Source organism: Bifidobacterium sp. CP2 (assembly GCF_018555635.1).
Taxonomy (GTDB): Bacteria; Actinomycetota; Actinomycetes; order Actinomycetales; family Bifidobacteriaceae; genus Bifidobacterium; species Bifidobacterium saguinibicoloris.
In genome coordinates, this window is the sequence record NZ_JAFEJX010000006.1 from 101,130 (window position 1) to 116,495 (window position 15,366).

Genomic DNA, 15,366 nt, shown 5'->3' on the forward strand with positions numbered 1-15,366 from the left:
GGGGATGCTCCTTACAGACTGTGCAGACAGGGGGCGTCGGAGACGATGTGCTCCTCGACGTACGGCCGCTGCCATTCGAGGAACGTCTCGTCCGAGCGGGTGAGCCCCTCGCGGGCGAGCTCCTTGACGATCGCACGTGCCACGGCCTCCACCTGCGCGGCGATCTCGGACGCCGCCGGCGCGGACCCCTTGCCGCCCTCGCCGAAACCGGCGCCGCCGAAGCAGGCGGTGGACGACAGGCGCATCACCGTCTCCAACCGCGCGCACACGTCGGACAACAGGGCGAACGGCCTGGCGGAGAGCCGCCGCAGCGCGGCGAACCGCCACTTGTAGTACGGCAGGTAGCCCACGACCATCGGACGGTTGACGAGGAACACGAGCGAGGCGGCCGCGTCGACGAACTCGTGGACCGCCATCCAGGCGGCCGCGCCATCGCCGCGCTCCAACGAACGCGGCAGATTGTACTGGCCGGCCTGCGCAATCATGCCGAGACGCCGCGAGACGAGGGCGAGCCGCACATCCTCGGGCATGTCCTTGAACCCCTGACGGGTCTGTGAGAACCGGCCGGACCGGTCCATGAACACCTCGCCGTTCGTGGCGGCGGCCAGCGTGGCCTCGTCCAGCATGAGCCACTCGTGGGGCGCGTCCTGCGCGGGCGCCTGACGGTATCCGGTCAGGGCCTCGAAGAAGTCACCGATGCGGAAGACGCCGTCGCGGCGGAACGCGCCCTGCGCGCGCGGTGTCAGCGGGGAGACGGCGGTGACGGTGCTGTCGCCGATGTTGGTGGCCGTGTCGCCGGCGATGGCGGCAGCGTGTGAAACATCTCGTGAAACGGATTCGGAGGCTTGTGAAACGTTCCGTGAAACATCGCCGGCGGGAGTGGCGACGGTAGTGGCGGGGTCGGCGACGTGGGCGGCCGCGCGCGTGAACCCGCGGAAATCGCGGGGCAACGCATCGTAATCGGCCTGCAGACGCTCGCCGAAGGCCGCGTAATCCTCGTCGGACAGCCACAGGCAGAACCGCGGACCGAAATCATGGTCACGCGAAAGCGCGTCGTCGAAGCCATAGCATTCCGAACCATGCCCCACCAAGCCGACGGCGATACGGTCCACCGCCTCGGGATACTGCGCCTCGACCATCGGCCGGCCCACCTCGTCCCAATACGCGCGCGCCAGCGCGAGACCGGTCACGTCGGGGCGGGCGGAAGCCGTCGCAGGGCGGGAGGCAGAACGGACGGAAGCGGGGGAGGGGGATGACGCCGGGCCGGCGGGCGCACCGGACGGGACGGACGACGCGGCGGGTGCGGTATCGGACGTACCGTCCGTATCGGCGTCCGCGCTCGCGGACGTTACTGCATCGGCCACATCGGCCGCCGACGCGGCGGAACCGGCCTTCGCCTCCGCCTCCCTGAGGTTCGCCTCGGTGATGCGGTAGTAGTCCGTGTCCGTGCCATAGCATTCGGCGATCACCGCAAGCGCCCGGCGATACCGGTCCGCCGCCTCGCCGAAGCGGCCCTCCGCATACAGCACCTGCGCGAACCCGGCCAACGCGGACGCGAAATGCGCCGAATGCTCCAGATGCCCGTTCGCATAGATCTCCAACGCCTTCGCCGCATGCCGGTGCGCCTCCTGAAGCTTGCCCTCGCCGAGGAGCACCAGCGCCAGATTCGTGTGCGAGGACGCCACGTCGATGTCCGCGTCCGGATCCACGCTCGAAGCCTCGATGATGCGCAGCGCCTCCCGCAGCTCCGCCTCCGCCTTGCCGGGACGGTCCGTCTCGCTGTACAGCATCGACAGGTTGTTGTGCAGCGCCGCGAGACGACGGTCCGTGGGGTCGTAGTTGCGCTCGGCGCACGCCAGCGCCTGCGCGTACAGGTCCTCCGACTGGTCGTAGCGTTTCGCCGCGCGCATCGCGGTGGCGCAGTTGATGAGCGTGGTGGTCCACGCCTCGGAGCCCTCGAGCCCCATGCGCAGGGCCAGTTCGATGGCCCGCTGCACGATCCACTGGTTCTCCTCGTGGCGGCCCTGCGAACGGTAGAAGCCCATCGTCTCGTTGAGCACGGTGAGCAGGCCGGCGTCGTCGCCCGCGTTCTCCGCGTCCACGGCCGCCTGCTCGAGGTACGGGCCGGCCTTCCCGGCGGCGTCGTGCGCCTCGAAGATCGCGTCGAGCCCCTTGAGGAATCCGTTCACGTCGAACGTGCGGGAGGGGGAGTCGGAGGCGACGGCGTCGGCGGGCTTGTCGAAGTCGTGCGCGTGCTTCGCCGCCATCCGTTCCAACGCCGCCTCGAGCATCGAGTCCTTCGACGTCTCCTGCGACGCATCGGCGTCCGCGCCTGCGGCCACGTTCCCGGTCATATCGTCCGTCCCCTCCATCGCGACTACGTGCATACCGGTCTCCAGCGTAGTGTGCGTGTCGCGCGCGCACGCTGTGAGTGTCGTTACATCGGCGGCCGCCGAGGGGCACGACGTACGGGCGGGACGGAAGGACGGACGCGGACGTGCGGTGTGGACGGGACGGAAGAGCGGACGCGGACGGACGGGGTGGACGGGGATGGGAGGACGCGCCGTACGGACGTGCCCGAAGACGGGGAGAGCCCCGCCGAAGCGGGGCTCTCGATGGACTGTGGTCCGGGCCTTGCGGAAGGTCCCGGCCGGTCGCCGTCAGTGCTGACGACGACGCACGGCGACGGTCGCGCCGCCGGCCGCGGCCAGCAGCACGACGACCGCGACGATGCCCGCCACGGATGCGCCGGTGCGGGAGAGTCCGGCGGTCCTGCCGTTGGCCTTGCCCTTGCCGGTGGTTGTGCCGCCGGTCTTGCCGCCGTCGCCCTTGCCGGGCGTCGGGTTCTGCGGTTCGCCGCCCTGGCCCGGCTGGCTGGGCTGGCCCGGCTGACCGGGCTGGCTGGGCTGGCCGCCGTTGGCGCGCGCCTGCTTGGCGGCGTCGATCTCCGCCTGCGTGTAGAGCATCTGCGGGTAGACGGAGGTGATGGCGGAACCGAACTTCGCCAGCTCGTCCGCGGTCAGCGTCTTGGTGACGGTGAACTCGGAGGGCTTGGCGGAGCCGAGGTCGTTGACGCCGAAGTCCACGCCGTTGACGTACAGGCCCAAGGCGAGCGGCTTCGGGCCGTTCGCGTACACCGGCAGGCCGAACGTGAGCGTCACCTTGCCGTTCTCCACGGATGAGGACTTGAGCTGGACGCCGGCGGGCGATTCGTCGCCCTTGACGTCCTTGTGCCTGCCGAGGTAGTCGATGAGACCCTGCACGTCCACCGTGCCGGTCAGGCGCGGCGCGCCCTGCGCGGTGAACCCGGTGAATCCGTCGCCGCCGGAGAGCAGGAACGAGTTGGCGGCCACGGTGACCGTGTCGTCGTCCTTGATCTGCTTGCCGTCGACGTACACGTCGGTGACGGTGGCGACCGGCACCTTGGTGTTCGCGTCGGGCGTCAGCGTGTAGGTGAACGTCACGTTCGACGAGATGCCGAGACGCACCACGTTGGACTTGCCGTCCTTCTCCTGCCACTGCTGGGCGAGCACCGCCTTGAGCTGCTTGCCGGTGAGGTCGACCACGCTGTTGTCGTTGCCGAACGGCAGCATGCCGTACGCCTCCTTGACGGTGATCTGCTTGTTCCCGTCGGGGTCGAGGTTGTCGGTGCGCAGGCCGCCCGGGTTGATGAAGCCGATGGTGGCGTTCCTGCCGACCTCCGTGTTCCTCGCGGATTCGAGCGCGGCGTCCGCGTTGAGCGTGCCGAGTTGGGTTTCGGCCGACCAGTCGCCCTTCGCGAAGTCCGCGGACTTGTCGATGGTGCCGACGACCTTGTCGCCGGCTTCGGCGGAATCCGCCTGGGCCTGCTTGTAGACCTTCGCGGCCGGGCCGTTCGGATCGCCTTCGAAGCCCTTGGACGGCGCGGTGCCGTCCTTGTTCGTCACGAACGTGACGTCGTACTGGGAGGCGTTGCGCACGGTGACCTTCGCGTCCTTGCCGGTGCCGTCGATGAAGAGGTCCTGCGCGGCCGCGTCCCGGCCGTAGCTGCCAGCCTCGATGATCGGCGCGCCGGACTTCGTGGTGGAACCGTACTTGTTGCGGTGGCTGTGGCCGCCGTAGACGAGGTCGACGTTGGCGTCGAGTCCGGCGCCGTCGTCGCGGATCGTGTCGGCGTCCTCGTGGATGAGGGCCACGACCGCGTCCGCCTCGCCGTTCGACGGATCGCCGTCGGAGAGCTGGTCGGCCACCTTGTTGACGGCCTGGACCGGGTCGGTCACGGTGACGCCCTGCATGACGCTGGGGGAGACCACGTTCTTGAGGTCGGCGGTGATGGCGCCGACGAACGCGACCTTCTTGCCGTTGATCGTCTTGATCGTGTACGGCTTGAGGCGATCGGAGGTGAGCTTGCCGCCGGAGATGTTCGCGGCTACCCAGTCGATGCCGTACTGCGGGTCGGCGATGCGGTCGTTGAAGTCGCCCGTGCCCTTGTCGAGCTCGTGGTTGCCCAGCGCGCTCACGCTCAGGCCCCAGGCCTTCGCCATCTCAAGCGTCGGCTTGTCCTGGAAGTAGGCGGATTCGAACGGGGAGGCGCCCACGAGGTCGCCGCTGGAGACGAACACGCTGTTGCCCGGGTTGTGGTCGACGGCGAGCTTCTTGTACGCGGCCTCGACCCACTGGCCGGTCTCGATGTGGCCGTGGAAGTCGGTGATGTCGAACACGGTCACCTGTTTGGCGTCCTTGCCCGGCTGGTCCGGGGTGGTGGAGCCGTTGCCGTCGGAGTCCGGGTGTCCGCCGTTGTCGGCGTACTGTTCGCCGATCACGCTCGGCGCGCTCGCGCCCGGCTCGACCTTGACGACGTCGCCGTTCTCGTTCAGCGTGACCGTGGCGCTCAGCGCGGCGGCCAGGTTGATGCGCTGCCAGCCCGCGGACGTGGAGTCGAGCGGGTAGCCGCCGTCGATCGCGGTCTTCGCGAGGATGGCCTCGCGCTGGTCGCGGTGCAGCTTCGGGTAGGCGATCTTCAGCAGGTCGGCGGAGCCTTCCGGCGCGGTGAACGTAGTGCCGGCGGTGGTCTTGGGGAATCCGTAGGTCAGGCGGTTCGTGTACACGGCGATGGCGGACTTGCGGTCGGTGACCGTCTGCTTGCTTACCGCGTCGACGAACCCGTTCGTGTAGCCGTTGGACGCGTTCGCGCCGAGGTTGTTCACGCATGCGGTGACGGTCGCGTAGTCGGAGGCCTGCTTGGCGGCGTGGCCGTCGGCCACGCACTTGGCGGCGAGGTACGCCTGCAGCTGGTCGGAGGCCGGCTTGACGTACTGGTCATAGAAGGTGCTCCAGTAGTAGCCGTTCTGGGCTTCGCCGTCGATGCGGCCGCCCATGATGTCGAGCGGGTAGTGCACGCCGAGCACGATGCGGTTGTTGCCCGCCTCGGAGGTGCGGGCGAGGATCTCGGGCGCGAGCTGCGGGAACATGCCGGCCAGCGCGATGCCCCACGAGTAGGCGCCGGTGGTGTGGCCGGACGGGAACGAGCCGGATCCGGCGAGGCCGTCGTATTCGGCGGAATGCGTGTTGCCCTGCGCGTCGGTCCAGTCGGGCACGCGCTTGATGCCGGCGGAGATGTCGGTGATGTCGTTCCTGCCGCCGTCGGTGCGGTCCTCGAACGGACGCGGATGCTGGAAGTGCGTCTTGGCGGCGGAGGTGGAGATGGTGTCGTACTTGAAGATGTCGGACACCTTGTTCAGGCTGCCGTCGGCCAGGCCGTCGGAGAAGTACTTGCCGAGCACCGGGCCCAGGGAGTCCGGCAGGGTCTCGGCGGCGCTCAGGTCAGCGTCGACGAGGGCGCGCTGCTGCTGCGCGGTGGCGGTCTTGCCGTCGCCGCCTTGCGCTGCCGCGTTGTTGATCTGCTGGACGAACTGGTCGTCATGGTCGAGCACGGTCTTGTTGAGCACCTTGCCGCCGGCGGTTTCGGTGGCCGGCTGCCAGTAGGAGTCGTATTCGCCGAGCAGCTGGACCAGGTTCGGCTTGGCGGCTCGCGCCGTGGGGCCGGCAGCATAGCCGGAAACGTCGTTCCCGGCGGCCGCGGCGTCGTAGCGGCCTTCGCTGGTGGTCGCGTACTTCGCGGCATCGAACTTTCCGGTGGCGCCGCCGGCGCTGACGCCGGTGGCGGAGGCCGCGGGCGAGGCGGGCTCGTTCGCGGAGGCGGTCGCCACGGCGACGCTCGACAGCGTCGCGACGGCGGCCACCGCGGCGATCAGTCTCGCCGCGACATGCATGTTCCTCTTCACTGTGTATTCCCTTCGTTGCGGTCCGCGGCCCGGATTCGTCGGTTTCGGACATGGGCCGTCGGACTGCTCCCACGCTACGGCCGCAACATGGAATACAGGCGCAATCGGGAAGAACGCAGGGTGAACTTACTCCGCCTGTGGGCGATCGCACAGTGAGAGGCGATTATGCGGCGTGGGCCGGGGCGATTGCCCTGGCCCACGCCGTCCGTCACTCCACGTCGATCTCGCGCATGCGGTGGATCGCCTCGGTGTCGCCCTCGCAGCGCCACGAATAGAAGACCAGCAGCCCCACGGACAGCAGCGCCAGCGGCAGCCCGCCCAGACCGGTGAACCGGTAGTCCATCGCGAACGTGGTGAGCATCGCGCCGCCGACCACCGAGCCGACCGCGTTGCCGAAGTTGAACGCCACCTGCACGGCGGCGCCGGCGATGAGCTCGCCGCCGCCCTGACCGGCCTCCGTCATGAGCAGCTGCTGCGGCGCGGAGATGAAGAACAGGCCGAACGCGATCCAGAACGTGAGGATCGCGGTGGTCACACGGTTGCCGGGGACGAGCAGCACCATCGCGAGACCGAGCAGCGAGATGAACTGTCCGAGCGCCGCCGTGCCCGCATGACGCCAGTTGTCCGTGATGCGGCCGCCGATGATGCCGCCCACCACCATGCCGAATCCGGCGAGCATCATGAGGAACGGCACCAGCGCGGACGGCCATCCGCCGGTCTTCTGCAGCCAGGGGGAGACGTAGCTCCACCAGCAGAACACGCCCGCGTTGCCGGTGAACACGGCCGCGAGGATCACCCATGGGCCGCGGCGGCGCAGGAAGCGGAACTGGCCGAGGATGCCCGTGTCCTTCACCGGCGGCACGAACGGGATCCACGCGAGGGTGAGCAGGATCGTCATCCCGGCCCATGCGGCGAGGATGCCGAACGCCAGACGCCAGGACAGGAACTCGGCCATCAGCGTGCCCGCCGGCACGCCCAGCATGTTCGCCACCGTCTGCCCGGTCACCATCACGGAGACGGACTGCGCCTCCTTGCCGGGTTCGGCCAGCGTCTTCGCGATGAGCGTGGCCGTGCCGAAGAACGCGCCGTGCGGCAGGCCGGAGATGAAGCGCGCCGCGACGAGCATCACCCCGTTCACGCTGAACGCGCTCAGCAGGTTGCCGACGAGCGCGATGGCCATGAACAGGATGATGAGGTTCTTCGGCGGCACCTTCCTGCCGAACACGAGGATCAGCGTGCCCACGCACACGCCGATGGCGTATGCGGAGATGTAGTTGCCGGCCGTTGGGATGTCCACGCCGGTGGCGGCCGCCGCCTGGGGCAGGATGCCCATCATCACGAATTCGGCCGCGCCGAGGATGAACGCGCCGGCGGCCAGCGCCAGCAGGCTGAGCATGCTTTTCTTCATGGGGTCCCTTCCGGATATGAAAAAAGGGAACCGCTGATTTCTCAGCGGTTCCCTCGGTTGTCGGGCTGGCGGGATTTGAACCCGCGGCCTCTTCGTCCCGAACGAAGCGCGCTACCAAGCTGCGCTACAGCCCGTTTGGCAACGGGGGATATATTACATGTTTCGGTTCGCGAAGCAAACTCCGGCGTGTCGCGCCGGAAAACCGCGGATTTCCCTGATTCTGCGGCGCATGCGGCGGCGGCCCCGAGCCTGTATCGTCTCCTCGCTACACTGTGGGGCTATGTGTGAAACCCAAGAATCCCAAGCGAACGGGGAAGAGAACGCCGTTCCCCAGATGACCACCGTGGAACGCGCCGAGATGCTGCTGAGGCAGGATGCGGCCATCCGCGAGAAGATCAGGGAGGGCGCCTCCCTGGACGACGCCGTGGACCCGTCCAACAAGGAGTTCGGCCCGCTGGGCCACCCCGAGCAGGTGCAGATGCGCGTGGCCAAGCGCGCCATGATGCTCGAGGAGGGCGCCAACCCCTACCCGGTCCACCTCGACGTGACCGACACCATCGAAGACGTGCGCGCCAGGTACGACGGCAAGCTCGAGCCCGGCCAGGAGACCGAGGACATGGTCGGCATCGCCGGCCGCGTGCTGTTCATCCGCAACGCCGGCGGCCTCAACTTCGTGCAGCTCGCTGCGGGCGACGGCACCAAGATCCAGGGCATGATCTCCAAGAAGGAGATCGGCGCCGACTCCCTCAAGCGCTTCAAGCAGCTCGTCGACCTCGGCGACCACCTGTTCCTGCGCGGCCGCGTCATCGCCTCCAAGACCGGCGAGCTGTCCGTCTTCGCCACCGACTGGGCCATCGCCTCCAAGGCGCTCCAGCCGCTGCCGGCCCTGCACAAGGAGCTCAACGAGGACACCCGCACCCGCAAGCCGTACATCGGCATGATCGCCGACGACAAGATCCGCAACATGGTGCGCAACCGCTCCAAGGCGGTCTCCTCGCTGCGCCACACCTTCGAACGCCACGGCTTCCTCGAGGTCGAGACCCCGATGCTGCAGACCGTGCACGGCGGCGCCGCGGCCCGCCCGTTCACCACGCACATGAACGCGTTCGACCTGGACCTCTACCTGCGCATCGCGCCGGAACTGTTCCTCAAGCGCTGCCTCGTCGGCGGCATCGACCGCGTGTTCGAAATCAACCGCGACTTCCGCAACGAAGGCGTCGACGCCACCCACGCGCCCGAATTCACCATGCTCGAGGCGTACCAGGCGTACGGCACGTACGACACCATCGGCCAGCTCGTCAAGGAACTCGTGCAGACCACCGCGAAGGACGTGTTCGGCTCCACCACCGTCACCCTGCTCGACGGCACCGAATACGACTTCGGCGGCGACGAATGGAAGAGCATGAGCATGTACGACTCCCTGTCCGAGGCGCTCGGCGAGGAGATCATCCCCAACGGCGGCCCGGACAACCCCGGCACCTCCGTCGAACATCTCGCCGCCATCGCCGACAAGCTCGGCGTGGAACGCGACGAGGTCGAGAACCACGGCAAGCTCGTCGAACACCTGTGGGAGCACTTCTACGAGGACAAGCTCTACGAGCCCACCTTCGTGCGCGACTTCCCCGTCGAGACCTCGCCGCTCGTCAAGGGCCACCGCTCCAAGCCCGGCGTGGTGGAGAAGTGGGACCTCTACGTGCGCGGCTTCGAACTCGCCACCGGCTACTCCGAGCTCAACGACCCGATCGTCCAGCGCGAACGCTTCGTGGCGCAGGCCAAGGACGCGCTCGCCGGCGACGAGGAGGCGTGCGACATCGACGAGGACTTCCTCGAGGCCCTCGGCGTGGGCATGCCGCCGGCCGGCGGCACCGGCATGGGCATCGACCGCCTGCTCATCGCCCTGACCGGCGCGACGATCCGCGAGACCATCACGTTCCCGCTCGTCAAGCCGCTCGTCGCCTGACGTACGGACGTACTGACATACGGATGGTTCCCTGAGGGGTTCCGTCCACGCTGTTCGGCTCCCCTTCCCATGTATGGGAAGGGGAGCCGTCTGCATTCGGCGGGCAGCGTCGATGCCGCCGACGCCGTGGCATCCGTCGGTGCGACGGCCCGCGTCGTTGGATCGCCGTGTGCCGGCATGCTATAACGGGGGGATATGCGGCGCGGCGCCGCAGAGCCGCGGCCCGACGAAGATATGCAAGGGGGCAAGGATATGGCCGATATCGACGTGGGGGACACCGGCGACGGGCCCCTTCCCCGGCTGGTCGCCGGAACGCCCACCGCACGCGGACTCATCGACTATCTCATCGACGCGGCATGCGTGCTGGGCTTCGGCCCCAAGCCCGGCCGGAAGGCGGAGGACCTCGAGCCGCCGACCGGCATCCGAGACCCGAACTGGCAGTCCTCCTATTCGCTCGCCTGGTATTTCACCGACTACTTGGAGCAGGACCTTGCGAAGGCCCTCGGCCATCGTCCCGGCGGGACGGCGACCGCCGCGGGCGGATCCACCGACGACCCCCTCGTCGCGTTCCTCGGCATGGGACGATTGGATGACGCGCCCGCCGTCGGAACCTACCGTGCGGACGCGCGCCGCGAGGACGCCATACTGGACAGCCGTTTCCCGCAGGATACGAACGGGCTCAACCGCAAACAGCGGGAGGCGCTGCACAAGGCGCTCCACAACAAGGTGTCGATTATCAAAGGGCCTCCGGGAACCGGCAAGACCGAAGTGATCATGCACATCATCGCGCTGGCCGTCGAACGAGGGGAGACCGTGGCGGTCGTCTCCTCCAACAACTCCGCCGTGCGCAACGTGGTGGACAAGGCGACGGAAGCCTACCGGGCGTACATGCGGCGCGCCGGCGACGGCCGCGTGAACGCAGGCCCCGACGAGACGGACCTCGCCGCGGTGACCGCCACCATGCTCGCCGCGTTGGGCAGCACGCAGGTGCGGCGGGCGTGGCGCCCCATCGGCGCGGCAACCGACGAACCCGTCTTCGGCAAGCCGGAACCCCGCGTGGAGAAGGACGGGGGCGGACACGTCACGGCCCGGTACTTCCCCAAGTCGGGCAAACCGTACATCGCCGGGGCGGAGACGAAGATCACCTTCGACGACTTCACCCAAAAGTATCCCATCGTCACCAGTACCATCCACTCGCTGAAGAAATGCTTCGCCGACGGCGCGGAACGAAAGTACGACCTGCTCATCATGGACGAGGCGTCGCAGACGAACGTGATCCAGGGCATCGTGGCGCTCAGCTGCGCCAGACGCGTGGTCATCGTCGGCGACGAGGAACAACTGCCGCCCGTGGTGAACGACGCGTACGCCGGCACGCTGACCGAGCTCGCCGAACACCACCGCGTATGCCGGCCGGCGGGCGAAGGCGACGCCGACGCGATCACGTCCCCATACGACCTGACCGACCCGGAAAGCAGCTTCCTGACGGCCTGCTACCGGGTGTTCGACCCCGTCTTCGTGCGCAGGAAGGCCGAACTGGAGTCGAGAACCGCCACGGACGGCACGGCGGGGAATGCCCGCACGGCCGTCGCCGACATCGACACCGACGTCACGACCACGCTGACCGAACACTACCGGTGTCCCGCCGCCATCATCGAATTCTGCAACCAATACGTCTACCGGGGCGTGCTCAAACCGGCCAAACCACGGAGGGAAGGCGACCCCGCCTTCCCGCTCGCCCTGCGCTGGTACGACGGCGACTACCGCGAAGGCTCCTGGCTCGGAAGCGCCGGCGGCAAGGACGGCAAGGACGGCAAAGGCTCGGGAGGTGGCCGCCGGTCCAGCTCGGTCAACGACAAACAGCTGACCGTCTTCCGCATGGAGGAACTGCCCTACCTCAAACGCCGGCTCAAGGAGGGCGCCGACGCGGGCAGGCCCTTGTCGGTCTGCCTGCTCACGCCGTTCCGCGGGCAGCAGGAATGGCTCGAACGACTGCTGCGGCGCGAACTCCAAGGCATCGTCGACGGCAAGGACATCGCGACCGAACGTCTGGACGGCACCAGGGACAACGATAGCGACGGCGACGCCCCCGCCGGCGGCGGCAGTCCCACGCGCGACGGAACGGAACGGGCGCAGGCCCTCACCATCCACAAATCGCAGGGACAGGGCTTCGACATCGTCTACCTCCTGCCGGTGGAGGACGGCAACTGGGAATGGCCGTGGTCGCAGGGCCGGCACCTCATCAACGTGGCCGTCTCCCGCGCCAAACGGGAGCTGCGCGTCATCGCCTCCACCACGCTGATGTCACGGGAGCTGCAACGACGGCTCACCGGAGGCGAGGTGCCGGCGAACGCGCCGGCCGACGAACGCAGCCACGACCGGCGCAACCAGCAGATGTTCATCCGCAAGCTCGCCGACTACATCGCCGCCAACGCGCCGGTGGACGCCGCCGGACGGAACCTCGAGCCGGACTTCGGCGTCATCCGCTCCCGCGTACGGTCGATCTTCGACATCCGCCCCGCCGTGCAGGAACGCGACCGCGCGGTCGTCCGATCGCTGGAGCGCCGGGACCGGCAACGGTCCACGCAATACGCGCCGGAGAACATCGTGCTGGCCGCGGCGGCCCGCATCGCCGAGCACAACAGACTGGTCCTGCTGCACACCGTCAAATGGCCCGACGTGCTGCTGCCGGACGGCACCGCGCTCGCCGACGTCGACGAAGGCTTCCACCATTTCAAGGACCCGTCCAACACGGAATTCGACGTGGTGCTCGCCCGTCTCGACGGGCGCATCGTGATGGCGATCGAGGCGGACGGCGTATACCACCGCTTCGCCCGCGAGACGAGCCCCCAGGAAATCACGCCGTTCGAACGGCGTCAGCAGGACATGCGCCGTCTGGTCCACCGGTTGGCGGCGGGAGGTGCCGACGGCGTCGGCGCATCGGCCGCCGCCTCGGGCGACGACGCGCGCCGGACGTACCCGCCGCGCGAGGACGTGGTCGAACGCGACCTGCTCAAGGACCGGATCGTGATGTCCCACGCGCACGGGACCGTCGTCCATCTGGGTGCGGACAGCTCCTCCTCGGGCGGCGACCGTCGGCCCTATCTGGAGGATGTGCGTCTGCGCATCTTGGGACGACGGCCGCACTCCACCGCCGACGAGGACGGCGACCCCGACCACGCCGAGACCGAGCCGTTCCGCGACGACGTCTTCACACCGGGCGCCATGACGGGCATCGACGGGCTGGTGCTGCTGCGCGTCCCCAGCGACGGCAGCACGTATCTCGAGACGGACGCCCTGCGACGGGCGGCGGGCATGCCGGACGTCGCGGACACCGTCGCGCCGCGTCCGACCATCGAGGATTACGTGCGCGCCTGCAACGCGGCCCTCGACGACGACGGCCACTTCGCGCTGCGCGTGAGGACGGAACGGGTGCACGCATGGCTGAGCGACGGCGACCTGGAGGCCATCGTCGCGACGCGGCGCATGCTGGAACGCTACGAATCCGGACGGTAGGTCCGGACGGTAGACGGGACGGGCCGCGGCGTCGCCGCGTTCCGCCTTCCGGATGAGGGCGGACGGACGGCACGGGCGTCTAGACTGGCGGCCATGGGTAACGGAATGTGGAAGGCATGGCTGGGCGCGATCCGGCCGAAGACGCTGCCGCTCGCGGTCTCGCCGGTCGTCGCGGCCTCGATGGCGATGTGGAGCACCGTGTTCGAAGGCGTCTGGGGCGGCTCGTACCTGCACCGGCCGTGTCCGGTGGTCGGCGGCAGGCCCCCATACCCGTACGGCGACTACGGCCGGTGCCTCACCTCGCCCGGCTGGTACGCCGCGGTGACGCTGCTGTGCGTGGGCGTCGCCCTGTTCCTCCAGATCGCCGCCAACCTCGCCAACGACTACTCCGACGGCATCCGCGGCGCGGACGAGACGCGCGGCGGCGACGAGGCGGTCAGCGGCAAGCCGCGGCGTCTCACCGCCTCCGGTCTGGTCTCGCCGAAGCGCGTACTGCTCGCCGCCGGCGTCAGCGCGGCGCTCGCCTGCGTGTGCGGGCTCGCCGTGACCGTCCTCACCGGGCATTGGTGGTTCATCGCGCTCGGCCTCGTCTGCCTCGTGGCCGGCTGGTGCTATGTGGGTGGTCGTCATCCGTATGGATACCACGGGTTCGGCGAGCTCGCCGTGTTCGTGTTCTTCGGTCTCGTGGCCACGTGCGGCACGTCGTACGCCCTGTCCGACGAGGTGCCGTTCCTCGTCGTCTGGACCGCCGTCGCGCTCGGCCTCGTCGCCGTCGGCGTGCTGTGCGTCAACAACCTGCGCGACGTCGACGACGACGCGCTCCACGGCAAACGCACGTGGATGGTGCGATTGGGCCGCGGCCGCGGTCTCGTGGCCGCCGAAGCGGCGTTGATCGTCCCCACGGCGATGGCGGCGATGTCGTACGTCTCCTACGCGCCGCTCATCCGGGTCGCGCGGCTCGCGGCGGACCCGCGTTGCGGCACCGTCTTCGACGGCGCGTCCGACACGACCGGGCACGTGGCGTGCGCCGGCATGCCGTGGTGGGATGTGACCGCGGCCTTCGCGGGGACGGCGATGCTGTGCGCGGCCATCGCGCTGTGTGTGGCCGCGGTGCGCGCGCTGCGCGGTGGCGCGTACCGCAGGGCGCTGCCGATGGCCGGGCTGCTTTCGCCCGCGGTGGCGCTGGTCTTCGGATGCGCCTACCTGATGGGGGCGTGAATCCGGCGGATGCCCGGGAGGTTCGGCGGCGACGGACGGGCGCCGACGGGTGAACATCGCCCGAACGTCGGCGAAAAAACATGGAACGGCTACTCGTGTCCGGCATACCGGGGCGGTAGACTGGCCGTATGTCTTACAAACTAGTACTGCTCCGTCACGGACAGAGCGCATGGAACAAAACCAATCAGTTCACCGGCTGGGTCGACGTCCCGCTGACCGAGCAGGGTGAAGCCGAAGCCAAGCGCGGCGGCGAGCTGCTCAAGGAGAAGAACGTCCTTCCGGACATCGTGTTCACCTCCCTGCTGCGCCGCGCCATCAACACCGCCAACATCGCGCTGGACGCCGCGGACCGCCTGTGGATCCCGGTCGAGCGCAACTGGCGTCTCAACGAGCGCCACTACGGCGCCCTGCAGGGCAAGAACAAGACGGAGATCCGTCAGGAGTACGGCGACGAGAAGTTCATGCTGTGGCGCCGCTCCTACGCCACTCCGCCGCCGGAGATCGATCCGAACGACGAGTACGCGCAGAACCACGACCCGCGCTACACCGGCGACCCGGTGCCGGAGGCCGAGTGCCTGGCCGACGTCGTCAAGCGCGTCGAGCCGTACTTCAAGTCCGCCATCGAGCCCGAGCTCAAGGCCGGCAAGACCGTCCTGATCGCCGCCCACGGCAACTCGCTGCGTGCCATCGTCAAGATGCTCGACAACCTGTCCGAGGAGGAGATCGCCAAGGTCAACATCCCGACCGCCATCCCGCTGCTCTACGAGCTGGACGAGGACTTCAAGCCGATCAAGCCGCGTGGCGAGTACCTGGATCCGGAGGCCGCCGCCGCCGGTGCCGCCGCCGTCGCCGCCCAGGGCCAGAAGTGAGCCTTCCGGTCCGCCGGTCCGATCGGATTGTCGGTCCGATGTAGCGGATTCGGCGGATCAATATGACGACAGGGGCATCCCGAATGCATTCGGGATGCCCCTGTCGTCATATTTGCGGTGCCCGTGTCATTACAA

7 protein-coding genes and 1 tRNA gene are annotated in these 15,366 nt (G+C 68.6%); 4 read left to right on the forward strand and 4 right to left on the reverse strand.

From position 1 onward, the window contains the following. Positions 1 to 11 precede the first annotated feature (11 nt). The 4 genes from JS531_RS06260 to JS531_RS06275 form a co-directional block, all read right to left on the reverse strand. Entirely contained in the window at positions 12 to 2,354 is a 2,343-nt protein-coding gene (locus JS531_RS06260; RefSeq protein WP_240542075.1) for a DUF4037 domain-containing protein, read from the reverse strand. 306 nt (positions 2,355 to 2,660) lie between these two features. Continuing rightward, positions 2,661 to 6,263: a 5'-nucleotidase C-terminal domain-containing protein gene (locus tag JS531_RS06265; protein ID WP_346427766.1), complete on the reverse strand. Its 3,603-nt coding sequence runs from the start codon at positions 6,261 to 6,263 to the stop codon at positions 2,661 to 2,663. A gap of 208 nt (positions 6,264 to 6,471) precedes the next feature. Then, positions 6,472 to 7,671: an MFS transporter gene (locus JS531_RS06270; RefSeq protein ID WP_214314182.1), complete on the reverse strand. Its 1,200-nt coding sequence runs from the start codon at positions 7,669 to 7,671 to the stop codon at positions 6,472 to 6,474. Between the two features lie 60 nt (positions 7,672 to 7,731). Then, a tRNA-Pro gene (locus JS531_RS06275) sits at positions 7,732 to 7,805 on the reverse strand. Between the two features lie 146 nt (positions 7,806 to 7,951). Between JS531_RS06275 and lysS the strand changes: the two genes are divergently transcribed. From lysS to JS531_RS06295, 4 genes are all read left to right on the forward strand, one after another. Then, complete coding sequence (gene lysS / locus JS531_RS06280) at positions 7,952 to 9,631, forward strand: lysine--tRNA ligase (RefSeq protein ID WP_214314184.1); 1,680 nt, start codon at positions 7,952 to 7,954, stop codon at positions 9,629 to 9,631. A 252-nt stretch (positions 9,632 to 9,883) separates the two neighbouring features. Beyond that, a complete protein-coding gene (locus JS531_RS06285) occupies positions 9,884 to 13,144 on the forward strand; it encodes an AAA domain-containing protein (protein WP_214314191.1) in 3,261 nt (1,086 codons plus the stop codon). Positions 13,145 to 13,237: 93 nt separating this feature from the next. Further along, positions 13,238 to 14,362, forward strand: coding sequence for a 1,4-dihydroxy-2-naphthoate octaprenyltransferase (menA, locus tag JS531_RS06290; RefSeq protein ID WP_240542076.1), 1,125 nt, complete (start codon positions 13,238 to 13,240; stop codon positions 14,360 to 14,362). A 128-nt stretch (positions 14,363 to 14,490) separates the two neighbouring features. After that, positions 14,491 to 15,231, forward strand: coding sequence for a phosphoglyceromutase (locus tag JS531_RS06295; RefSeq protein WP_034525883.1), 741 nt, complete (start codon positions 14,491 to 14,493; stop codon positions 15,229 to 15,231). Positions 15,232 to 15,366: the final 135 nt, after the last annotated feature.

Bases quoted from the DNA above. Each gene is read 5' to 3' on its own strand.
- JS531_RS06285 (WP_214314191.1), top strand. From the start codon at position 9,884: ATGGCCGATATCGACGTGGGGGACACCGGCGACGGGCCCCTTCCCCGG.
- lysS (WP_214314184.1), top strand. From the start codon at position 7,952: ATGTGTGAAACCCAAGAATCCCAAGCGAACGGGGAAGAGAACGCCGTT.
- JS531_RS06295 (WP_034525883.1), top strand. From the start codon at position 14,491: ATGTCTTACAAACTAGTACTGCTCCGTCACGGACAGAGCGCATGGAAC.
- JS531_RS06270 (WP_214314182.1), bottom strand. From the start codon at position 7,671: ATGAAGAAAAGCATGCTCAGCCTGCTGGCGCTGGCCGCCGGCGCGTTC.
- JS531_RS06260 (WP_240542075.1), bottom strand. From the start codon at position 2,354: ATGACCGGGAACGTGGCCGCAGGCGCGGACGCCGATGCGTCGCAGGAG.
- menA (WP_240542076.1), top strand. From the start codon at position 13,238: ATGGGTAACGGAATGTGGAAGGCATGGCTGGGCGCGATCCGGCCGAAG.